The sequence below is a fragment of the Arthrobacter sp. S39 genome, from assembly GCF_004320525.1.
Classification (GTDB): Bacteria; Actinomycetota; Actinomycetes; order Actinomycetales; family Micrococcaceae; genus Arthrobacter.
In genome coordinates this window covers 20396-42940 of record NZ_SIHX01000005.1, presented here as the reverse complement: position 1 = coordinate 42940, position 22545 = coordinate 20396, and the positions used below count along the sequence as shown (strand labels likewise).

General features: G+C 66.6%; 20 protein-coding genes. 5 read left to right on the top strand and 15 right to left on the bottom strand.

The window, feature by feature from the left end; all coding sequences use genetic code 11:
* Nucleotides 1–33 precede the first annotated feature (33 nt).
* Nucleotides 34–2523, top strand: coding sequence for an ATP-dependent DNA ligase (locus EYS21_RS11365; protein ID WP_131133324.1), 2490 nt, complete (start codon nt 34–36; stop codon nt 2521–2523).
* A gap of 128 nt (nt 2524–2651) precedes the next feature.
* Here the strand turns inward: EYS21_RS11365 and EYS21_RS11360 are convergent, their stop codons facing one another.
* Nucleotides 2652–2912: a hypothetical protein gene (locus tag EYS21_RS11360; RefSeq protein ID WP_131133323.1), complete on the bottom strand. Its 261-nt coding sequence runs from the start codon at nt 2910–2912 to the stop codon at nt 2652–2654.
* 72 nt (nt 2913–2984) lie between these two features.
* Entirely contained in the window at nt 2985–3197 is a 213-nt protein-coding gene (locus EYS21_RS11355) for a hypothetical protein (RefSeq protein WP_131133322.1), read from the bottom strand.
* A 479-nt stretch (nt 3198–3676) separates the two neighbouring features.
* On the opposite strand from EYS21_RS11355, the gene EYS21_RS11350 reads away from it, so the two are divergent.
* On the top strand, nt 3677–5275 hold the full coding sequence (locus EYS21_RS11350; protein WP_131133321.1) for an MFS transporter: 1599 nt from the start codon (nt 3677–3679) through the stop codon (nt 5273–5275).
* Nucleotides 5276–5474: 199 nt separating this feature from the next.
* A complete protein-coding gene (locus tag EYS21_RS11345; RefSeq protein ID WP_131133320.1) occupies nt 5475–6560 on the top strand; it encodes an FUSC family protein in 1086 nt (361 codons plus the stop codon).
* On the opposite strand, the gene EYS21_RS11340 is transcribed toward EYS21_RS11345, so the two are convergent.
* The 6 genes from EYS21_RS11340 to EYS21_RS23400 form a co-directional block, all read right to left on the bottom strand.
* The gene (locus EYS21_RS11340) at nt 6528–7301 is read right to left on the bottom strand and encodes an SDR family oxidoreductase (protein ID WP_131133319.1); all 774 of its coding nucleotides are present in this window, start codon (nt 7299–7301) and stop codon (nt 6528–6530) included. The genes EYS21_RS11345 and EYS21_RS11340 overlap by 33 nt on opposite strands.
* A gap of 113 nt (nt 7302–7414) precedes the next feature.
* Nucleotides 7415–9298, bottom strand: coding sequence for an IucA/IucC family siderophore biosynthesis protein (locus tag EYS21_RS11335; RefSeq protein WP_131133617.1), 1884 nt, complete (start codon nt 9296–9298; stop codon nt 7415–7417).
* 32 nt (nt 9299–9330) lie between these two features.
* Nucleotides 9331–9909, bottom strand: a complete 579-nt coding sequence (locus EYS21_RS11330; protein ID WP_131133318.1) for a GNAT family N-acetyltransferase — start codon at nt 9907–9909, stop codon at nt 9331–9333.
* On the bottom strand, nt 9906–11297 hold the full coding sequence (locus tag EYS21_RS11325) for a lysine N(6)-hydroxylase/L-ornithine N(5)-oxygenase family protein (RefSeq protein ID WP_131133317.1): 1392 nt from the start codon (nt 11295–11297) through the stop codon (nt 9906–9908). Before EYS21_RS11325 ends, EYS21_RS11330 begins: the two co-directional genes overlap by 4 nt.
* Nucleotides 11294–12919, bottom strand: a complete 1626-nt coding sequence (locus EYS21_RS11320; RefSeq protein ID WP_131133616.1) for a pyridoxal-dependent decarboxylase — start codon at nt 12917–12919, stop codon at nt 11294–11296. Before EYS21_RS11320 ends, EYS21_RS11325 begins: the two co-directional genes overlap by 4 nt.
* A 225-nt stretch (nt 12920–13144) precedes the next feature.
* Entirely contained in the window at nt 13145–13684 is a 540-nt protein-coding gene (locus EYS21_RS23400) for a hypothetical protein (RefSeq protein ID WP_165478299.1), read from the bottom strand.
* A 108-nt stretch (nt 13685–13792) separates the two neighbouring features.
* Between EYS21_RS23400 and EYS21_RS23395 the strand changes: the two genes are divergently transcribed.
* Complete coding sequence (locus EYS21_RS23395) at nt 13793–14389, top strand: ANTAR domain-containing protein (protein ID WP_165478298.1); 597 nt, start codon at nt 13793–13795, stop codon at nt 14387–14389.
* A 14-nt stretch (nt 14390–14403) separates the two neighbouring features.
* Here EYS21_RS23395 and EYS21_RS11310 read toward each other — a convergent pair whose 3' ends face one another.
* The 7 genes from EYS21_RS11310 to EYS21_RS11280 all read right to left on the bottom strand — a co-directional run bounded on the left by EYS21_RS11310 (nt 14404) and on the right by EYS21_RS11280 (nt 21593).
* Nucleotides 14404–14736 carry a GNAT family N-acetyltransferase gene (locus EYS21_RS11310; protein WP_131133315.1) on the bottom strand — a complete coding sequence of 111 codons (333 nt, stop codon included), beginning with the start codon at nt 14734–14736 and terminating at the stop codon, nt 14404–14406.
* Complete coding sequence (locus EYS21_RS11305; protein ID WP_131133615.1) at nt 14733–16112, bottom strand: acyltransferase; 1380 nt, start codon at nt 16110–16112, stop codon at nt 14733–14735. The genes EYS21_RS11310 and EYS21_RS11305 overlap by 4 nt, the downstream gene beginning before the upstream one ends.
* Nucleotides 16113–16214: 102 nt before the next feature.
* Nucleotides 16215–16619, bottom strand: a complete 405-nt coding sequence (locus tag EYS21_RS11300; protein ID WP_131133314.1) for a DUF1304 domain-containing protein — start codon at nt 16617–16619, stop codon at nt 16215–16217.
* 36 nt (nt 16620–16655) lie between these two features.
* Nucleotides 16656–17507: a class II fructose-bisphosphate aldolase gene (locus tag EYS21_RS11295; protein ID WP_131133313.1), complete on the bottom strand. Its 852-nt coding sequence runs from the start codon at nt 17505–17507 to the stop codon at nt 16656–16658.
* The gene (locus EYS21_RS11290; protein ID WP_131133312.1) at nt 17507–18973 is read right to left on the bottom strand and encodes a GntP family transporter; all 1467 of its coding nucleotides are present in this window, start codon (nt 18971–18973) and stop codon (nt 17507–17509) included. The genes EYS21_RS11295 and EYS21_RS11290 overlap by 1 nt, the downstream gene beginning before the upstream one ends.
* A gap of 158 nt (nt 18974–19131) precedes the next feature.
* The gene (locus EYS21_RS11285; protein ID WP_131133311.1) at nt 19132–20031 is read right to left on the bottom strand and encodes an NAD(P)-dependent oxidoreductase; all 900 of its coding nucleotides are present in this window, start codon (nt 20029–20031) and stop codon (nt 19132–19134) included.
* Nucleotides 20032–20117: 86 nt separating this feature from the next.
* Nucleotides 20118–21593, bottom strand: coding sequence for a four-carbon acid sugar kinase family protein (locus EYS21_RS11280; RefSeq protein WP_131133310.1), 1476 nt, complete (start codon nt 21591–21593; stop codon nt 20118–20120).
* Nucleotides 21594–21742: 149 nt separating this feature from the next.
* Between EYS21_RS11280 and EYS21_RS11275 the strand changes: the two genes are divergently transcribed.
* Nucleotides 21743–22447: a FadR/GntR family transcriptional regulator gene (locus EYS21_RS11275; protein ID WP_131133309.1), complete on the top strand. Its 705-nt coding sequence runs from the start codon at nt 21743–21745 to the stop codon at nt 22445–22447.
* The last annotated feature ends 98 nt before the right edge of the window (nt 22448–22545 follow it).

Here is a 22545-nt window from a genome sequence, read left to right as displayed (position 1 = left end):
GTGAACCGCACGCAGCGCCGGAGGTGAAGACCTTTGGCCGGCGCTAAGGAGCGTGTCCGGGTGGCGGGGCGGGAGCTCACCCTGACCAACCTGGACAAAATCATCTATCCGGAGACCGGCACCACCAAGGCCGATGTCCTGGCTTACTACGCCGCCGTCGCCCACGTGCTGATCCCGGCCGCCGCCAAACGTCCCGCCACCCGCAAGCGGTGGGTCAACGGCGTGGGCACGGCGGAGAATCCCGGCGAGGTGTTTTTCCAGAAGAACCTGGAGGATTCCGCCCCGGGCTGGCTCCCCCGCGCGGCCATCACCCACAAGGACCGCACCATCTACTACCCGATGGTCAACGATCCCGCCACGCTCACCTGGTTCGGCCAGATCAACTCGCTGGAAATCCACGTGCCCCAGTGGCAGGTGGACTCCCACGGCAAGCAGCTGAATCCGGACCGGCTGGTCCTGGACCTGGATCCCGGCGATGGCGCCGGGCTCGAAGAATGCGTGGAGGTGGCTTTCCTGGCGCGCGCCATCCTGCAGGACGTGGGCCTGGACCCCGTGCCGGTGACCAGCGGCAGCAAGGGGATCCACCTCTACGCCGGCCTGGACGGAACCCAGACTTCCGACCAGATCTCGGACTTTGCCCACGAACTCGCCCGTGCCCTGGAGGCAGACCACCCGGCCCTCGCCGTCAGCGACATGAAGAAAACCCTGCGCAAAGGCAAGGTCCTGGTGGACTGGAGCCAGAACAGTGCAGCTAAGACCACCATCGTTCCCTACTCCCTCCGGGGCAGGCACACCCCCACGGTTGCCGCCCCCCGGACCTGGCGGGAGCTCGGAACCGCCAACCTCCAGCACCTCGACTACAACGCTGTGATGCGCCGGGTGAAGGCAGGCAAGGACCCGTTCGCCGCCGTCGCCAGCGGTTCCGGGAACCCGGGAGGGAACCAGCACGACGGCGGCACTCACCCTCGCCTCGAAAAGTACCGGTCGATGCGGGATCCGGACGCCACGCCGGAGCCGTTCAGCGGCACCGGGGGCGCCGGCGACGCCTTTGTGATCCAGGAACACCATGCCAGCCGGCTGCACTTCGATCTCAGGTTGGAGCATGACGGTGTGCTGGTGTCCTGGGCCCTGCCCAAAGGTATTCCGGAGTCCGGCGGCAAAAACCACCTGGCGGTCCAGACCGAGGACCATCCGCTGGACTACCTCACATTCGAGGGCACCATTCCCACGGGCCAGTACGGCGCCGGCGAAATGACAATCTGGGATCACGGCACCTACGAGCTCGAGAAGTGGATCAACGGCCGCGAGGTCATCGCAACGCTCACCGGCGCCGAGGGCGGAGGCCTGGGCGGCACCAGGAAGTTCGCCCTGATCAACACCGGCCGGGGGCAGGGCAAGGATTCAGACGGGCAGTGGCTCATCCACCTGATGGACAAGGAGTACCACACGTTCCATCCGCGAAAGTCTCCTGCGGATGATGACGGGCCCAACGACGGGCCTGACAACGGACCAGTCGAGAAGAAGGAACTGGACGAACAGAAGCCCGGGCCGGCGCCCGAGGCTGCCACCGAAGACCTCAGGCCGATGATGGCCACAGCCGGCACCGCCGCGGACCTCCATGGCAGCGACTGGCAGTATGAACTCAAGTGGGACGGCGTCCGGGCGGTGATCGTCGCCGACGAAGAGAAGGTCCGGATCTTCAGCCGCAACGGCAACGACGTCACCGCAAGCTACCCCGAGCTGACCGACCGGACCTGCTGGCCGGACCGGCCGTTCGTCGCCGACGGGGAGATCTTCGCCGTCGGGCCTTCCGGCAAACCCGACTTCGGCGTACTGCAGGGCCGCATGAAGCTGACCCGGCCCGCCGACGTCGCCCGCGCCCGGGCCGCCATACCGGTGCGGCTGATGCTTTTTGACCTGCTGTCCGACGGCGGCAAGGACCTCCGGCGCCTTCCGTATGGCAAGCGGCGGCAACGGCTTGAGGAGTTCCACCAGCCGTCGGCATGCCCCGTGGAGCTGTCTCCGGTCCTGGATGACCGGATCGAGCACATCCTGGAGAGCGCGCGTGAGCTGGGGCTCGAGGGCGTGATGGCCAAGCGGACGGACAGCCGGTATGTCAGCGGGCAACGGACCCGGACCTGGATCAAGATCAAGCTGGAGCAGACCCAGGAAGTGGTGGTGGGCGGCTGGCGGCCGGGCAAAGGCGGGCGGCAGAGTTCGGTGGGTTCGCTCCTGGTGGGCATCCCCGACGGCAACAAGCTGCGGTACGTGGGCCGGGTGGGCAGCGGCTTCAGCCTGCGCGAACTGGAGGAACTCCGGCAGACAGTGGACGGACTCGCCCGGAAAACCTCCCCGTTCGACGACGTCCCCCGCGAGGATGCCTCTGACGCCCACTGGGTGACGCCGCGGTTGGTGGGCGAGGTGACCTTCGGCCAATGGACCGGCAGCGGGAAGCTCCGGCATCCGGTGTGGCGGGGGTGGCGGCTGGACAAGGACGCCGACGAGGTGGTGGACGAGTCCTAGCGCCGCTGCGCTGGCGACACGCAAAGTCACCGGGGACACGGAAAAGACCTGGGCGACACCCGTATTCGGGTGTCGCCAGGTCTTTTGCGTGTCGTCAGGTCAGGTGCGCGTCATTCAGCCCAGGATTCCTAGGATGAGTGCGGCATCTGCGGGCGGCCGGTCCTGTGCACGGCCGTCACTGCTGCTTCCTGGCCGGCCCGTCCGTGGGAAGAACCCCGTTCCTTGGGGTGCCGGCGCTTGCCGTTGCCGTCGGGCCAGCGTTGCATCCCCGCCATGGCGGTGCTCACGGCAATGGTGGCCGGGCCTGGCATGGACGGTTTGTCCATGGCTGCCGCGAGATGTTCCGCGACCTCCGGTGCGACCTTGGACCCAGTATGTTTTTCAGCCATTTTTTCTTCCTTTCCGCAATGAAATGAAGTGTTTACCAGCAGTAAGACTGGAGTGCCTTTCCGGGGCTGGAATTACCAGCGGACTTTCTTCTCGACCGGCCCCTGTTTGCCGCTTGCATGCGTGGGCTTGTGGTTCTTGCCAACGCTTTGCAGCCCGGAGTCGCCACCCCGGGACTTGCTGGCGAGCATGGCCCGCTGCGCTTCGGTGAGCCCGGCCCTGATGCCCTTGGCTTCTGGTTTTTCGGCAGGGGTGTCGGGCTCATTGGGAGTGTTTTGTTCAGTCATTGGGTGGAACCTTTCTGAGGAGGATCAGCGTGTCTGACGAGCTCAGCGTGGACGCGGGCACGATGGTCGGGGCCGCAGGCGTCCGCCTACTCAAAAATCAGTGTTCCCATGGCTCAACAATAGGCAGCTTGCGCCCGGCTTGTGAACCCCCGATTTGGGTCGGCGAAGGGTGTCCCCGAGTGCTCCAAAGTTCCGTGGCGGGCGTCACCATTAGGCCTGAACAGGTTGCCGAAAGCCGTCCCAAAGCGGCCTGGCGGAAAAAGATTACGTAACGATGGCCCCGCCGGGCGTCATTCCCAATGATGGCGCGGCCAAACCGGCGAAAAGAAATCAGACGACAATGGCCGAAAACGCCCTGAAACGGGTGATCCTACGGCATCGAACTCTCAATTGCCACGGAATTCGCGTAAAATTGAAGGCCTGCCCGGAGCGGGGCAGCTACAAGTCGCAAGCAAATGACCTCCATAGGAGTTGCCCAAATGCCCACAGACCGAAGCATGACCGACTCTTCAGCAGGCGTTAACAACGCCAGCGGAACCAACAATGTAATGCCACCAACCGCACCACCCAGTGTGCGGAAACCTAAAATTCTTGCACGTCGCCGGCTCAAGGAGTCCGACGTGAATGTAGTCAACCAGCCCATGCTGAAAAAGGCACTCGGCGGAACCATCGTGGGTAACACCATGGAATGGTACGACGTCGGTGTGTTCGGCTACCTGATCACCACCATGGGACCCGTCTTCCTGCCCGAGGCAGACAAGTCGGTCCAGACGCTGTTCCTGCTGGGAACCTTCGCGGCCACCTTCATCGCCCGCCCCCTCGGCGGTGTCGTCTTCGGCTGGCTCGGCGATAAGATCGGCCGCCAGAAGGTACTGGCCGCAACACTGATGATCATGGCGGCCAGCACGTTCGCCGTCGGACTGCTTCCCGGCTACGCGCAGATCGGCATCTGGGCCGCGGCCCTCCTGGTGCTGCTGAAGCTTGTGCAGGGTTTCTCCACCGGCGGTGAATACGCCGGTGCCACAACGTTCGTCAGCGAATACGCGCCGGACAAGCGCCGTGGTTTCTTTGCCAGCTTCCTGGACATGGGCAGCTACATCGGCTTCGCCATGGGTGCCGCACTGGTATCCGTACTGCAGCTGACGCTTGGCCAGTCCGCCATGGAGGAATGGGGCTGGAGGCTGCCGTTCCTCATCGCCGGACCGCTGGGCCTCATCGCCGTGTACTTCCGGAACAAGATCGAGGAATCCCCCCAGTTCCAGGCAACCCTGGACGCCCAGGAAGCCCTGGGCAAGGATGCTGCCGCAGCCGATGCGGACGCCTCCAAGGGCCCGCTGGGCATCGTGAAGGCTTACTGGCGCCAGATTGTGCTCGCCATGATCCTCGCTGCCGCGGCCAACACCGTGGGTTACGCGCTGACGTCCTACATGCCGACGTACCTCACCGAGTCCAAGGGCTACGACCCTGTCCATGGCACGCTGCTGACCATCCCTGTCCTCGTGATCATGGCCGTCTGCATTCCGCTGACCGGCAAGCTCTCCGACAGGATCGGCCGCCGCCCCGTGCTGTGGATCGGCGCCGTGAGCACCATAGTGTTCTCGATCCCGGCCTTCCTGCTGATCGGTATCGGTGAGGTCTGGTCCACGCTGGCAGGCCTGGCAATGATTGCGTTCCCGGTGACTTTCTACATAGCGAACCTCGCCTCCGCCCTCCCGGCACAGTTCCCTACTGCGAGCCGTTACGGAGCGATGGGCATCGCCTACAACTTCTCGGTGGCCATCTTCGGCGGCACCACGCCGTTCATCGTCGCGGCCCTCATCGGCGCAACCGGCGACGACATGATGCCTGCCTATTACCTGATGGGCACCTCGGTGATCGGGGCAGTGGCGATCTACTTCCTCAAGGAATCAGCCCAGCGCCCGCTGCCCGGCTCCATGCCCAGCGTGGACACCCAGGCGGAGGCCAGGGAACTGGTAGCCACCCAGGACGAGAACCCGCTGATCGACCTGGACGACATGCCGTTCGAGACCCAGGACATCACCGACGCCTCGGCCACTAAGGTTCCGGCCAGCGTCTAAGCACCGCAGTCCAAGCACCGCAACCAACAAACCGGCCTGTCAGGGCCGCCTTGTAGCCGCTGTTTTGTCTGGCCCGCTCAAAGGCCCGTCCCGCGTTCTTCCTTGGGGGAAGCACGCAGGGCGGGCCTTAGCCGTGCGCCGGGAGATAATTTTGAAAGGCCCCGCCCGGGGCAGCCAACCACATGAGGGGTGTCAACGCGTGAAGCCAGTGCTGCGGCAAGTCCGTGCCCTCCACCGGCTGGAACCCGCGAACAACGACCACCTGGCGGCGCTCCGCGTCGCACTCAGTGTCGCTGTCCCCTCACTCATCCTGCTGCTTCTGGGGCACGCGGACCTGATCATCTACGCGGTGTTCGGCGCCCTGACGGGGATGTACGGACGGTCAGAACCGCACCAGCTGCGTCTCCGGCACCAGTCCCAGGCCGCGCTCGTCCTCCTCAGCGGGGTCGCCGTGGGCGTCTTCCTGTCCGTCAACCACCTCCAGTCGTGGTGGCTGGTGGCCGTGGAAGCGGTGCTGGCCGGCGTCGGTTCGGTGTATTCGGACCGTGTGAAGCTCAAGCCCAACGGCCCGTTCTTCGGCATCCTGGCCCTGGGCGCCTGCGCCTCGGTACCCATGTCCGTCCCCTGGTATGCCGCCCTGCTGATCGCCGCAGGAGCGGCGGCCTTCTCCATGGTGGTGGGCTTCGGCGGCTGGGTCCGCGGCCGGGCCTGGCAGCCGGGAGCCGCGCGCGACGTCGTATCCCTCCGCGGTGCGGCAGGGCGGGCGGCCGCCGTGCACGCGGCCAGGTACACGCTGGCTGTCGGCCTGGCCGGAGCCATCGGGGTCATCAGCGGCAGCGGACATCCGCACTGGGCCATGGCGGCCGCCGCTGTCCCGCTGGCCGGGGCCGACCTCCCCAGCCGGGTCCGGCGGGGGATCCACCGCATTGTAGGGACATTCCTCGGACTGGCCGTCACCGCCGTCGTCCTTGTCCAGGCGCCGTGGTCGCTGGCGCCGCTGTTCGCAGCCCAGCAGGTGGCGGTCCTGGCCATCCTGGTCATCGTTTTCCAGTTCACCACCGAACTCTTTATGGCCCGGCACTACGGCCTGGCCATGGTCTCGTTCACGCCCGTGATCCTGCTGATGACGCAGCTGGCGGCACCGATCGACCCCTCCGTACTCATCCTGGAACGCGGAGTGGAAACGTTCGTGGGCGCGCTCGTGGGAATCCTCGTCGTCGTGACGGTACGGACCCGGCCGGGATCGAGCCCGCTACTTCGCTTTGCGCGCGGGCCCGGTGACTAGCCGGTCCGGCAGCACGCGGACCGCAACAGCCAGGGCCTTGTAGCGCTTCGAGGGGATGGACACGGCCTTGCCGCGGAGGTTGTCGGCCAGGCCTTCACGCACCACCCGCTCGGCAGTCAGCCAGGTCCAGGCAGGCGCAACCGACTTGTCCATTCCCATCCGGTCGTGGAACTCGGTGTGCGTGAAACCGGGGCACACCGCCGTGACCTTCACGCCCCGCGCCGCGTAGGCCAGGCTGGCCCAGCGGCTGAAGCTGAGCAGCCACGCCTTCGCGGCCGAGTACGTGCCGCGCGGCAGGAACGCTGCCACGCTGGCCACGTTGATGATCCGGCCCGATCCGCGTTCCAGCATGCCCTGCAGCGCGGCGTGGCTCAGTTCCATGGCGGTCTCACCGTGCAGCTTCAGGTGCCGTTTCTCCTCGTCGATGTGGTTCTGCTCGAAGTTATGGAGCAGTCCGATGCCCGCGTTGTTGACCAGGATGCCCACCGGGTTTTCCGCGGCCGTGAGGCGTCCGACGACGGCGGCCACCCCGCCGTCGTCCGTCAGGTCCGCGGGCAGCACCTCAGCCGTGATCCCGAACCGCCGTTCCAGGTCCGCCGCCGTCTTTTCGAGCCGGGCCCGGTCCCGGGCCACCAGCACCAGGTTGTGTCCCTGGGCCGCCAGCTGCCGCGCGAACTCGGCGCCCAGCCCGGCGCTGGCTCCGGTGATGAGGGCTGTGGTCTTAGCGTCCCGAGGCGTCATGCCCCCAGCCTATTGCGCGAACGTACACTTGAGGCCCTCCCACAGCGCGAACGTACACTTGAGGCCCTCTCCGCGGGGCGCCAAGTGTACGTTCGCGCCTCATCAACGGCGGGTCAGCGGGCGGTGGCGAACCTTGCGAGCGGGTTCTTCAGCCGGCCTGCCATCTGGAGCCCCCCGGACGGGTCGGTCAGGTCGAGCATCTGCTGGTTGTTCCGCAGCTGCAGCCGGTTCAGGCACGACAGTTCAAAATCGGCGGCGAACAGGTCGTGGCGGGCGAACTGATCGGCCAGCTCCGGGTTTTCGGCCTGGTAATCCCGGATGACCCGGGCGGCGGTACCCCAGAACTGATCCTCGCTGAGCTTCCCGTCCTCCACCAGCAGCGCGCCGAGGAACCGGAAGATGCAGTCGAAGACGTCGGTAAAGATAGCCAGGACCTTTTCGCCGTCGGGAATGTCCGCGCGGATGCGTGAAACTTCCTCGGGGAGGTCCAGCCGGTCCCCCATCACCACGATTTCCTCGGCGATGTCCTTCATGACTGCCCGGACGGGTACGCCGTCCTCCAGCACCAGGATGACGTTCTCGCCGTGCGGCATAAACGCGAGCTCGTACCGGTAGAGGCAGTGGACCAGCGGAACGAGGTAGGCCTCGAAGTAGCGGCGCAGCCATTCGGCCGGTTCCAGTCCGGAGCGCTCGATGAAGGCAGACGCCATGGGCCGGCCAGCCGAATCGACGTGCAGCAGCGATGCCATCGTGGCCAGCTGCTGGCCGTCCTCCAGCAGCGGAAGCGGACTCTCCCGCCACAGCGCTGACAGCATCTTCCGGTACGGCGAGCCCTTGGCGGACGCGGCCTCGTAGTAGCTGTTGTGGTAGCCGATGGCCGCGATCTCGCTGATCATGGCCAGGCCGCTCTTCTGCAGGGCGCCGTCCGAACGGATCAGGTCCTGCAGCCAGTCGTTGATGGCCGGGGTGGCTTTCATGTACTGCGGCGAGAGGCCCCGCATGAAGCCCATGTTCAGGACCGACATCGCCGTCTTGACGTAACTCTTTTCCGGGGCGCTCGTGTTGAAGAACGTGCGGATGGACTGCTGGGCCTGGTAGCTGTCCGGGCCTGTCCCGAGGTGGATGATGTGCTGCTGCGCGATTTCGGCCGCGAACGTGACGGTGAGCTTGTTTTCCCACTGCCAGGGGTGCACGGGCATCAGGAAGTACCCGGCAGGGTCAACGCCCTGCGCGGTGAATTCGGCGTCAAAGGACTGCAGGACCCCGGCACCCAGTTCGGCTTCCAGGTGGGCACGGTAGTCCAGTCCGGCGCTGGACGTGAAGACAGCCTTGCTGCGGTGCACCCCGATCCATTCGATCCGGACAGGAGCCCCGGTTTCCGGGGCGAACGCCCGATAGTCGCTGATGCCGAAGCCCAGCCGGCCGTTGTTGGCCACGAAGCAGGGATGGCCTTCGGTCATGCTGCGCTCGATGGCCTGGAAATCCGCCGCCGGGTCGGTTCCGCCGGTCACGCCGCCAACAAGCTCCTGGGCCGAGGGCTGCCCCAGCCACTGCTTGTAGGAGTGGCCGGCCAGGGTGCTGCTGATCTCCTCGAGGTAGACCGGGAGCATCTCCTCGCGGATCCCCAGGGTGTCCTTGAACTCGGTAATGAAGTGCAGCGCGTCGGGGCCGGTATCCACGCCGTTCCGGGTGCAGCGGATGGACGCTGCGTCCACCGACCAGTGCTCCAGCTCCAGGACGCGGGCGGTGAACGAGTACGCCGTGGAGCCGTCGTCGCTGCGGACCACATACACCGCGGGCTCAGCCGGGTCCGCGGCGCCTGCACCGGAGCCTGAGCCTGGGCCTGGGCCTGAGACCGCGCCAGTACCCAGTCGCTGCGGCGCCAGGATGCGTTCGTGCAGGAATTCGGCAAGTGCCTTGCGGACCAGGTGGCGGTTGGCCGTGGCCCAGCGCTCCGGCCCGAGGTGCGGGACGGTGTCGGCGGTGGTTCCCGCCATGGCGGCGGCGGTTGGGTCCAGCTCGATGGTGGTCACAGTGTGGCTCCCTGGTGGATCGGGGCGGAAAGGTCTTGGGGGTTGCGGAGCGCCGCACGGGCGGCAAGGTAGTCCTGGCGGGTGCAGAAGCTGAGCAGTGCTTCCTTGTCCGGCAGCCTCACGACTCCGGCCGGCTGGAAGCCCAGCCGCTCGTTGAGCACATGGATTTTGGTGTTCCGGGCGTCAGGTTCCACCACAACGCGTTCCACGCCCGGCTTCGCAAACAGCCGGTCCAGCACGGCGTCCATCACCGAGGCGGTGTAACCCGGTTTGGGACCTCCCGACGGCGGCGCCACCAGCAGGTGCATGCCGATGTCGCCGTCCTGCACGGCATAGGCTGCGGCCAGCGGTGAGGCGGACGGACGGTACTCCTCCATCAGGAAGGCGGGGACGCCGCCGTCGAGCCCCAGCAGGGCGTGGTGGTGCCCGCTGGACTGGATCGTTGTGTACTCCTCCACAACCCCGTCAACTGTGGCGGACAGCATCCCCCAGAACGATGCGTAGGGCTGGGTGACCCAGCTGTGGAGGAGGGGTGCATCAGCGACGGCGTCAACACAGCGGAACGTGTAGCTCATGCCGTCACCTCCGCTTTATCTGTCTGCTCCTCCCGGGCCGGGCCTGCTGCTGGAACAGATCCCGGCGCACCGAACTGCTGGAACGCGATGCTGCGCTCCACCGGATAGATCTCGCGGCCGGTGATCTCGCGCAGGATGCACGAGTTGCGGTAGGCGGCCATGCCCAGGTCCGGGGTGACAAAGCCGTGCGTGTGCAGCTCGGCGTTCTGGACGAAGATTTCGCCGGGTTCGACGCCGGTGCTGTAGTTGCGTGCCACGGCGAACCGGCCGGCGGAGTCCCGGGCAATCCGGTCCTGGATGCCGGCCAGGAAGCCCGGTTCCCGGTAGGTGTAGCCGGTGGCCAGGACCACGGCCTCGCTGTCCAGCGCGAAGTCGGCGCCCTGTTCCTCGTGCCTGAGCTGCAGGGTGTGGGAACCGGCGGCCGGATCCCAGGCGGCCTCCGTCAGCGATGAGTGCGTGAGGAGCTGAGTGTCCACCATGCCGGAGAGGCTCTTGGTGTACAGGAGATCGTAGATGGCGTCGATCAGCTCGGAGTTGATGCCCTTGTACAGGTTTTTCTGGCTCTTGATCAGGCCGTCGCGCTGGTCCTGCGGCAGCCCGTGGAAGTAGTCAACGTATTCCGGCGAGGTCATCTCCAACGTGAGCTTGGTGTACTCCAGCGGGAAGAAACGCCCGGACCGGGTGACCCAGTTCAGCTGGTAGCCGTAGGTGTCGATCTCCTGCAGCAGCTCATAGTAGATTTCCGCGGCACTCTGGCCGCTGCCCACGATGGTGATGCTGCGCTTGGCCTGCAGCTCACTCTTCCTCGACAGGTAGTCGGCGTTGTGGAGGACAAGTCCCCCGCCTTCGTTGGCCGCCGCGTCGACTATTCCGTCACAGGAAGCCGGCACGTACGGCGAGGTGCCGGTGCCCAGCACCAGCCGCCGCGCCAGCAGCACCTCGGGCCCGTCCGGACCTTCCACCGAAAGGCGGTACACGCCGGCGTCGTACGTTATATCCAGCACAGCCGTGCTAAAACGGACGGACCGCAGCTGGCCGGCCACCCACTGGCAGTACTGGTTGTACTCCGCGCGCAGCGGATAGAAGTTTTCCCGGATGTAGAACCGGTAGAGCCGCCCGGTCTGCTTGAGGAAATTCAGGAACGAATACGGCGAGGTGGGGTCGGCCAGCGTCACCAGGTCCGCCATAAACGGCACCTGGAGGTGGGCCGGCTCCAGCATCATGCCCGGGTGCCAGTCGAAGGATTCCCGTTGTTCCAGGAAGACGCCGTCCAGCCCGTCCACCGGCTCACTGAGGGCGGCGAGGCCCAGGTTGAAGGGCCCGACGCCGATGCCGGCGAAGTCGAAAACGCGCGGTTCTGCAGAAGTGCCAAAGTCCGTGGCGCTCATGCGGAGGCTCCCGTCGTGGCGGTGTTGGCGAGCAGCTGCGCGCCGGTGCGGCGGAGCAGTCCGATGATCTCGCTGATGTCCTCCAGTGTTGCTTCGGCGTTGAGGAGGGTGAACTTCAGGTAGTGCCGGCCGGCCACCTTGGTGCCGGCCACCACGGCCTGGCCGGAGGCGAAGACCGCCGCACGGATGGCCGGGTTGAGGGCGTCGGCCGCATCCTCGGACAGCCGGGCGCCGCCGTCGGCAAGCGCATCTGCACCAGCACCAGGACCAGACACAGAGCCGGGCACTCGCGGCCGGTACCGGAAGACCAGCGTGCTGAGCTGCGGGTCGGCGGCGAGCTCGAAGTCGTCGTCGGCCGCCAGTACGCAGCCCACCCGGGTGGCAAGGTCGATAGCCTCATCAAACAGGGCGCCGATCGCGTCCGCGCCCATGATGCGCAGGGTCAGCCACAGCTTGAGCGCGTCAAAGCGCCGGGTGGTCTGGATGCTCTTGTCCACCTGGTTGGGGATCTCGGCCAGGGCGGCGCTTTCCGGGTTCAGGTAGTCCGCGTAGTAGGTGACGTGCTGCAGCATGGCGCGGTCCCGGACCAGCAGGGCGCTGGAACTGACGGGCTGGAAGAACGTTTTGTGGAAGTCCACGGTGACGGAATCGGCCAGCCGTGTGCCGTCCAGCAGGTGGCGGTAGCGGTTCGAAATTATCAGCCCGCCGCCGTAGGCCGCGTCAATGTGGAACCAGGCGCCGTACGCGCGGGCCAGGGCGGCGAGCTCGGCGAGCGGGTCCACGGCACCGAAGTCGGTGGTCCCGGCGGTGGCCACAACAGCCATCGGCACCAGCCCGGCGTCGTATGCTTCCGCCATGGCCTCGGCGAGGGCGGCGGGGTCCATCCTGTGGTCCGGGGCGCACGGGACGGAGATGACGGCGTCGAAGCCCAGACCGAGCATCGACGCGGACTTCTGGATGCTGAAATGGCTGTCCGCGGACGTGAAAATGCGCAGCTTTTCCAGCAGTGAGGGCAGCCGGAGTCCGGTGTTGGCCGGTTCCTGACGCAGGCCCGCCACGGCGTGGTTGCGGGCGATCAGCAGGGCCTGCAGGTTGGACTGGCTGCCGCCGGAGGTGAACACGCCGTCGGCAGCAGCCCCCAGCTGCAGCCGCTCGGCGGTCCAGTCGATGAGCCGGCGCTCGATCATGGTGGCGCCGGCGCTCTGGTCCCAGGTGTCCATCGAGGAGTTCACGGCGGAGAGGATGGCCTCCCCCACCAGCGCCGGGATCACCACCGGGCAGTTCAGGTGGGCGGCGTACTTGGCATCGTGGAAGTAGATGGCATCCCGGAGGTAGACGGACTCAAGCTCCTCAAGGGCTGCGGCGGTGTCCGGGAGCGGCCGGTCCAGGTCCACGGCACCGATGCGCGCCTTCATTTCGGCAGGTCCGACGCCGGTGAACGGCCGGGCCGTGCGGTCCAGTTTGGTGGCAACGGCATTCACACCCTGCAGCACCTGCGCCACGTAACGGTTGGAGTTCCGGGTGTTGAGCAGATGGTTGGTGGCAGCGAGGGCAAGCTCCACGCGGGAGCCGAAATCCTGTCCGGGCAGGGCGTGGCCCACCCGGTTCTCATCCACGTACATCTCATCAACACGGGGCAGCAGCGGCACGGTGGTCATCCTTAGTTTTGACGTTGGGGGTCTTTAGCAAGGTAAGCCTTACTTAGGCATGCCTTTTCGTCAAACTTTTGTGACCTATTTATCGAAACCGCGGGAATACGGGCGCTTTGGGGGTCCTGAACGCGTCATTGACTGGCGCATGTCGCCAATCGGGGGCAAAATACCCGCGCGAACGTGCAGATGATGACCTCAATGGTGCACGCGGAGGGCCTTAGCTGCACGTTCGTGGGTGGAGCGCTTGACTGACGCGGCGCGGGACGGGCGCACCGGATGGACGGGGTCGGTGGGCTGGTTGGGGTGGCCAACCACCGCGGCGTCGACAGCGTCCCGCCGCGCCGCTTCGAAGTCGGCGGCCGAATGAATGGGGCACACCGGCAGGTAGACCGGCTCAAGCAGCGACAGGCGGAAGTCTTCGGCCTCCTCCAGCGCCGCCGCCGCAGCAAGCCCCATCGCGTGATGGATGGCTGCATGCTGCCCGGACCGGTGCGAGCCAGGACTGGCGATGTGGCGAAGATGTGCCAGGACGCCGGCGTCGAGGTGGATGGCGTGCCGCAGGTCCAGGGCTATCTGAGGGGCGGAGGCCAGGCGCTGCGCCCGGAGGAGCAGGTGCAGCAGTGCCGGAAAATTGTTCTGCGTCAGGCAGCCGCCAACATCAACGCTGATGTTTCCGCGGTCCACATCAACGTGGACAACAATCCGAAGCTTGTGATGGGAAAGTTTGTGGCTCATGGCGATCTCCGCATAGGTGCCCTCGGGCACACTGCATGGCCCACCATCGACTTTATAAAAATGTCGCTCAGCTCACAATACCGCGCAGTTGCAGACCTAACTGAGGCTATGGACAAGTCCGCGTTTAAGGCCCTCGGCCGCGCCGACGACGCCGTGGCTGAGCAGCTGCAGAACTTGTGGTCGGCAGCAGGGATGTCACTGAATTCCTGCACGAATTCTGCGACTACTCAGCCCGTGCCATCGCCGAAGCAATGGAGCTCCCCGTGGTGGCACGACACGCGCTGGCCCGAATACGTGCAGGCCATCGCCGACATGGGCCAGCTCAGTGTGCTGGCCGTTCCCCTGACCCTGGACGATGACTCCCGGGCGGCGCTTAACATTTTCGCCCCGGACGTGAACGCCTTTGGCTCAGAGTCCATCAGCAACGCGGAACTGTTCGCCGCCCATGCCCAGAGTTCGCTTCGGCTGGCAATGCGTGTTGCTGCCGGCCAGCAACTGGCCGCGGACCTCAAGGCGGCCATGGAATCCCGGACGGCAATCGACCTCGCCGCCGGCATCATCGTGGGCCAGAACCGCTGCTCGCAGGAGAAGGCCATGGCCATCCTGGTCAAGGCCTCCAGCGGCAGGAACCAGAAGCTCCGGACCCTGGCAGAGAACCTGGTCGCCTCAATCTCCAGCCAGGAGCCGTTCACCCACTTCGATTAAGAGCGGCGTCCTCGCTAAACGTCGTCGGGCCAGTCGATGTACTGCTCGTACCCCTCGTGCTGGCGGAGGTAGCCGGAAATGAAGGGGCAATGCGGGATGATCCGCTTCCCCGAGGCAACCACGTCATCCAGCGCGAAATGCGCCAGCACCTTTCCCAGGCCCTGGCCCTTGAACTCCTCGGCCGTCTCCGTGTGGGTGAAATCAATGTGCCCCGGCCGGTCCCGGAAAAAGGACTGCACCGCGACCTTTCCGCCGACCCGCAGCTCGTAGCAGTGGTGGGCGTCGTTCCGTGCCAATGAAACGTCGGGGCTGAATTCGTCCTCGGTGGAAATCATGTTCTCGGTCATGGTTCGACACTGGCACTACTTGGCCCTGCTGGCAATGGCCCGCCCTCCTGCCCGCCGGACAGTCCGCCGCGGGCCGCGCTGGGCCGCTCCGGCACCTGCTCCACCACCCGCTCCGGCATCCTGCCCAGCAGCAGCACGGCCAACGCGAAGCACGCCGCTCCCCCGCCCAGGAGCCCCAGCGTGAGGCCGTTGAAGGCGGCGTCGGCCACCGGGATGAAGACCACGACGGCGGCAGTCACCACCGCGCCGGCGGGCCGGCCGCGGGTGTGGACTGACGCCGTCGGACGTTCCTCCAGCCTCCCGAAGGCGGCCAGGACGGGAAGCAGCAGGGCAACGACGCCGAGGAGCACCAGCGGCCGCGCCCACCACCACGAGGCAGTTCCGGCGGCCGGTTTGGGGAAGTCGGTGAGCAGCAGGAGCCCGGACATCCCCACGAGCAGGGGAAGGTGCCAGAGATAGACCGTCATGGACCGGCGTCCGGCGACAGCCACCAGCGCCCTGACCCATCGCACCCCGGCAACCCAGCCGAGCATGGGGCGGACCAGTTGAAGGAAGGCCGCCTGCGACACACCCAGCAGGAGCAGGCAGAAGTTGGGCGGGTTCAGGTTCACCAGCATGTCCCCGGAATACAGGCCCAGCCCCGTCACCACGCCCAGCAACAGGTTGGCCGCGACGACCAGACCCACCAGGGCGGACCGGGACAGCCTGGCAAAGTGGCCGTCCGCCATCAGGAAACCCAGCTGCTGCACTGCGCACCACAGGAACACCAGGTTGGCGTACGCCAGCAGGGGCAGGACGCCGCGGAAGCAGTCCACGGCCACCACCAGCCCGGCCAGCGCACCCACCGTCAGCCAGGGTGCACGGTCATGGAAGCGGGCCAGCAGGGGAATGTTCAGCTGTGCGGCAAGGTACGCGGCCAGGAACCACAGCGGCATTCCCGCGCCGGCGGTCATCAGCTGGATCACTTGGGGGTCAACGCCCAGCAGCAGGGCCGCCCACAGCCCCACGAACATGCACGCCAGCAGCGCCGTCGCCGGCCGGACCAGGCGGAGCAGACGGGCCTGGGCGAACTCGAAGCCGGTGCCGCCCCGGGCCTTGAGCCGCTGCCAGGACTGCAGGCCGGTGGTTCCGCCTGTCACGAAGAACAGCGGCATCACCATAAAGATCCAGATGACGGGCACGAACCAGCCCTGCGCCGTGAGGGTGTTTTCGGTGGTGACGGTGCCGTCCCGGTGCAGCACCGGGCTGACCATCATGCAGTGCCCCACCACCACCAGTGCCAGGCAGAAGAACCGGACGAGGTCGATGATCAGGTCGCGTTCAGCGCCCCGCCGACCGGCAGGTCCGTGTTGCGGGGCTGCCCCCTGCTCCTGCACACCACTCACGTACGGTCCCTACAAACGCCGGATGTTGTTGTTACCTACATTGTCCGCCCGGACGGCCCGGCCGCGGCAAGGTGCCGCCCTGGAGATTGTGCCTTACAGGTTCAGCGCCAGGAGCCCCAGTACGACGGCGAGCAGCGGCGTGGTGCCTTGGGTGGCGGCGGCGCGGAGGTACTTTTTCCCGCTCAGGGCGAGCACCACGGCGGCCAGCAGCATGGAACCGCAGCAGCTGAAGACGAGGGTCCAGCCGACTACGGACGGCGCCGACCCCGCGGCGGCGAATGCCACGCAGCCGGTGCCGATGAACGCGCCGATAGCCAGGAACAGGTTGTAGAAGCCCTGGTTGTAGGCGAGCGGCTTGGTGGTTTCGGCGTCGGCCTGGGAAGCGAGTCCGAAGCGTTTCCAGGTGGCAGGCCTGGTCCAGGTGAGGGATTCCATCGTGAAGATGTAGACGTGCAGGGCTGCGGCAATGAACGCAAAAACGAGGGAGGCCAGGATCATGGCTTGATCCTAGCCTCCCCAAACCTCAAAAGAGCGTCAGCGGGTGAGCATCCCCAGTGCCGACGTGGCAAACTCCCTGGCCGACGTGTTCCAGTGACCCAGCAGGCCCTGGAGGTTCTCGCCGTCGGCCCGGTGCGACGGGAGCTGCTCCTGGAGCGTGGACAGCACGCCGGTGCGGAGCTCGGTGTTGAAGTTGACCTTGCCCACGTTCATGGCGGCGGCCTTGACCAGCTCACCGGCCGGAATGCCCGACGCGCCGTGGAGTACCAGCGGAATGTGCGTCCGCACGGCGATGTCCTGCAGGACGTCCCAGCGAAGCTGCGGCTCGCCTTTGTACTTCCCGTGCACGTTGCCCACGGCCACGGCCAGCAGCTGTGCGCCGGTCCGGGACACGAAGTCCTCCACCTGGGCGGAATCGGTCAGGCCGGCCACTGCCACGCCGGCTTCATCCGCGCCGAAGGCCCGGTCCTCGTCGCCGGCCAGGCCGCCAAGTTCCGCTTCGAGCACAACGTCGGCACCCAACAGTGCGCGGGCCGCCCGGACGAGCGCCACGTTGTCCTCATACGGAAGGGACGAGCCGTCCGCGAGGACCGAATCCGCCCCCGCGGCGACGGCGTCGGCCATCACTCTGAGGTCCGACGCGTGGTCCAGCTGGACCGCCACCGGGACGGAGGCGGCATCTGCCAGGCCGCGGAGCGCGGCGATCAGCCGCAGGCCGTTGGACGTGGCGGCCGTCTTGGGTGCCACCAGCAGGATGACCCCGCGGCCCGCGTCTTCGGCGGCGCCCACCACAGCCAGGGCGGTGGTGAAGTCGTAGCAGGTGAACGCCGGAACGGCGGAGCCCTGCTGGAGGGCGGAGGTGACGAGGTGGTCGAGTCGGGTGCGCATCAGACGCCCAGGCCTCCCACCAGGATCCAGGCCACAAAGGTGAGGATGAAGCCGGCCAGGCCCAGGATGGTGGTCAGCACGGTCCAGGTCTTCAGGCCGTCGGAGACGGTCAGGCCGTAGTAGCGCACCACGGTCCAGAAGCCGGCGTCGGTCACATGGGACAGGCCCAGGGAACCGAAGCCGATGGCGATCACGATGACGGCGATCTGCGCGGGCGAGTAGCCGCCTTCCATCACGGCCGAGGTCAGCAGGCCGGTGGTGGTGACGATGGCGACGGTGGCCGAACCCTGGGCTGCGCGCAGTGCCAGGGAGATGACGAAGCCGAGCACAATGACCGGCAGGCCAAGGTGGTCCAGGGTCTGGGACAGCGCGGCACCGATTCCGGAGGTGCGGAGCACTTCACCGAACACACCGCCGGCGGCGACCACCATCAGGATGGAGGCGATGGGAGGAAGCGCGCCTTCGAAGATTTCGCCGGTTTCCTTCAGGGACCAGTTGCGGCGGACAGCGAGCAGGAAGAAGGACAGGGCAACAGCAACGAGCAGGGCGAAGAACGGGTTGCCGATGAACGCAGCCAGGCCGTACCAGGAGTTGTCCTTGGGGATGGTGAGCGTGCCCAGGGTGCCGATGAGGATCTGCACGATCGGGGCGGCGATGAGGAAGATGATCAGGGCCGGGCGCGGCGGGGCGATGCCTACGGCGCCGGGGCCTTCGTGGCCGACCTTGACCAGGGAGTCGGAACCGAATTCGTCCACCTGTGCCTTGACGCCGGGGAGGAGCTCGTACTCTTTACGGTTCATGATGCTGGCAACCCAGTAGGACAGGAAGCCGAGCGGGACGCAGATCAGCAGCGAGATGAGGGTGATGAGCCCGATGTCGGCACCGAACACACCGGCGCCGGCGACGATGCCCGGGTGCGGCGGGACGGCAACGTGGATGGAGAGCATGATGCCGGCCATCGGCAGGCCGAACTTGACCGGGTGGACGTTGGCGATCTTGGCGAAGGCGTAGACGATGGGGACCAGCACAATGATGCCCACCTCGAAGAACACGGGAATGGCCACCAGGAAGCCGACGGCGGTCAGGGCCACCGCAACGCGCTTGGCTCCGAGCTTCTCGGTGAAGTGCGCGGCGAGTGACTGGACGCCGCCCGAGACCTCGATCATCCGGCCCAGGACGGCGCCGAGGGCAATCAGCAGGGCCACCTTGCCCATGGTGCCGCCCACGCCGGTGGCCACCACGGTGAAGACGTCCTTGAGCGGGATCTGGGAGGCCACGGCCACCAGGATGCTGACGGTCAGCAGCGCCACGAAGGCCTGGATCTTGAAGCGGATGATCATCACCAGCAGGATGGCGATGCCAACGGCGGCGATCGTCAGGAGCAGCGGAGTGCCAAGCTCAACTGCCGGTTTGATGGCGGGGGCGTCGGCCGCCCGCACTATCAGGGGGTTTATCAGGTGGTTCATGACGGTGTCTCCTTTGACGAGCCAGTCTTCCAGAAGACGGGCAATCAGGCGCTAACTGTTTCTGTTGGGGAACGCTGGGAGGTACGACGACGGCGGAGGGGGGACCGCCGTCGTCGAGCTTTGCGGGGAGGTGCTTTGGCGGGGGTGAAGCGGGGTGCTTAGGCGGTGCGCCTGGTGGGCGCCACAACCTTGATGACGGCGGAGTCGTCAGCGGCGGCGAGGCCCTGGGCCTGGCCCAGGAGGTACAGCTGCTCGGCCGCGGCGGCCACGGGAGCTGCCAGACCGGCGGCGCGGGTGGCTTTGCCCACGATGCCCATGTCCTTGACGAAGATGTCCAGGCGGGACAGGACCTCGGCGCCTTCCTCGGTGTAGGCCTCGAGGATGCGCGGGCCGCGGTTGGAGAGCATAAACGAACCGGCGGCACCTGCTTCGAGGGCTTTGAGGGTTTTCTCCTGGTCCAGGCCGAGGGCGTCGGCCAGTGCCAGGGCCTCGGCGGCGGCGGCGATGTGGACGCCGCAGAGGAGCTGGTTGACGGTCTTGAGGGCCTGGCCGTCGCCGGGCTTGTCGCCCACCACGGTCAGGGTGGAGGCAAGGAGTTCCAGCGCGGGGCGGGCCTTCTCCTGGGCTTCGGGGGACGCGCCGACAACGATCAGCAGGTCGCCCTCGCCGGCGCGCTTGGGGCCGCCGGAAAGCGGCGCGTCCACGAGTTCGACGCCGTATTCGGCGAGGCGGGCCACGGTGGCGGGGATGGCTTCGGTGCCCACGGTGCTGCCCAGGATGACGACGGCGCCCGGCTCCAGCACGGAGGCCACGCCGTTCTCGCCGAAGAGGACATCGTTGAGCTGCTCGCCGTTGCGGACCGCCAGGAGCAGGGCGTCAGCGCCTTTCGAGGCTTCCCGGGCGGAGGCGAAAGTGCGGATACCGGCTTCTTCGGCGAGCTTCAGGCGCGGCTCGGCGATGTCGAAGCCGTGGACGGTGAGCTCGCTGGCCAGGCGGGTGGCCATGGGCAGGCCCATGGCGCCAAGGCCCAGGACGGTGATGGTGTAGTTGCTGGTCATGGTGTTCTCCTGTGAATTTTTGCGATATCGGTGATGCCGGTGATTGAGCCCGTCGAAATCCAGGTCTCGAGAAGCTCGACCACCGGTTAGAAAGTGTTGCTGAGCTTGCGGGTGACGTCGGCGAGCGACTGGTCATCGCCCACGTTTCCGGCGAACACGATGTACGGGATGCCCTTGGCGGGACCGTCCACCGGCTCCCAGAGCGAGACGATGCCCGGCAGCATGGGACCGCGGACAATGGCGTGCCGGATTTCCAGTCCGTGCGCGGCGACGTCGGAGGACGTGATGCCGCCCTTGGCAATGACAAAGCGCGGCGGGAAGGTCTTGAGGGTCCGGTTCACCACGGCGACGACGGCGGCGGACACGGTGCGTGCGATCCGCAGGCTTTCGGCGGGACTGTCGGTCTTGATCAGCAGGCGGCTGGTGTGGACGATCACGTCTCCGCCGCGCAACGCCTCCACAACGGTGTCCACGGTCTGGTCCAGGTAGGAGTCGGCGGACTCGCCCAGCAGCTTCTCGACGTCGATTTCCACAATGCGTGCGGCGCTGTGCTGTTCGGTGAGGGCCTTAAGCTGGCGGGTGGTGACGCCCACGTGGGAGCCCACCACGATCAGGCCGCCCGCGGTGGACGGGGTGTTGCCGGCGTAGGCTTCGGCGCCGCTGAGCTCGGCGCGGATTTCCTGGCCGATCCGGGCACGGCCAAACGGCGGGCCCACACGGTAGAGCAGCTTCTTGCCGCGCCGTTCGGCTTCTTCCAGGCCCAGGGACAGGGCGCGGAGGTCGTTCTCGGTGACGATGTCGGCCACGATCGGGGTCGAGTTTGTGGCGGGCGCAATGGCGTCGGCGATGGCGTTGGCGGTGACCTGCGGGTCCGTTGAGGCGCGGATGATGTTCAGGTCCAGTACGATCACGGACTCTGCGGCGAAGCGTCCGTGCGACTTCTCCTCCACGTACTTGGCCATGTCCGAGTTGGCGAAGCCGAAGGTGGCGTCCTTGGCAAATTCGGTCTCGGCCACGGGCGTGAGCTTGCCGGCGTCCTCTCCGGTGCCGCGCATGTAGTGCACGCCGCCGATGGTCACGCGTCCGGCGTCGGGAAACGCCGGGACCAGGACCACACCGTCGGTTGCTTCGCCGCTGACCTCGGCCACGGTGGCCGCGATGACGTCGGGTTCGAGCGGGTAGTGGCCGCGGAGGGTGGAGTCGCTGCGGCTCACGAAGCCGAGCCGGAGGCCTGAATCAATGCCGGAACCGGCGGCGGCCAGCGCGTTGCGGACCACTTCCCCGTTGCGGGCGGCGGCTTCGGCGGGGTCAAGGCTGCGGGTATTGGTCAGCACGTAGACGGCGGGTTTGGCCTGGCCGAAGGCCCAGATGAAATCTTCAACGTCCCAGCGGGTGAGGACGGGCAGGTCCGCAACGGACTGCGTTCCGGTGGGGTCGTCGTCGAGCACCACCAGCATGCGGGGCGACTCGGCACTGGACGCGGCGACGGCGTCGGCCACCATCGCTGCAGGGATCCGGACTTCGGCCGGAAAGGCGGCCAGGACTTCTGCTTCAAGCGTCATGCTGCACTCCATTGTGGGTGTAATCGGTGGTGATGTGGATATCTGTAAGATGTCTGACATCTAACATTTGAATTCAGTGTGGCATAGGACATACAAACGCGCAAGTAGACTTGTCTGACATATCGGCCGCAGGGCTTGGACGGGGGAAAATGGCACGGAAATCACTGGTAGGCGTAGTCGCCGACGAGCTTCTGGACCGCATCATCGCGGGGGAATTCCCGCCCGGGGCCAGTGTGCCCGGGGAACTTGAATTGAGCGCCGCACACGAAGTCAGCCGGATGACCGTGCGCGAGGCCATGAAGACCCTCGAGGCGCAGCGCATCCTCAGCGTCGAACGTGGCCGTGGCACTTTTGTGAACCCGCTGAACCGCTGGGCTTCACTGGAGGCCGTCCTTCGCGCGGCCTCGGAGGGCAAAAACGAGGCAGAAGCCTCGGTGCAGCTCATCGAACTCCGCCGCATGCTGGAGACCGGCGCCTGCGAACTTGCGGCTGGCCGGATCGGCGACGCCGACGTCCAGACGCTCTACTCCTATGTGGCCGCCATGCGCGCCGCGCACGAGGTCAACGACGTTGCCGCGTTTGTGGAGGCGGACCTGGCGTTCCACGACCTGATCCTGCACGCCTCGGAAAACGTCTTTGTGGCTGTCCTGTTCGAGCCGCTGCACCGGGTGCTGGAAAAGCGCCGCACTGAAACGTCAGCGGTGCGCGAGATCCAGGTACACGCGATCGGCCACCACCAGAACATCGCGGAGGCGCTGGAATCCCGCGACCCGTCCCGCTCCCGCGAAGCCATGGACGCGCACATGCAGCAGACCCTGGACGACCTCAAGAACCTGGTGCTCGAGGCACAGTAGCAGCCCGGCTGTCGAACCGGTCGAGACCCGGCGGTGGTCGAACCGGTCGAGACCCGGCGGTGGTCGAGCCTGTCGGGACCCGCCGGTGGTCGAGCCTG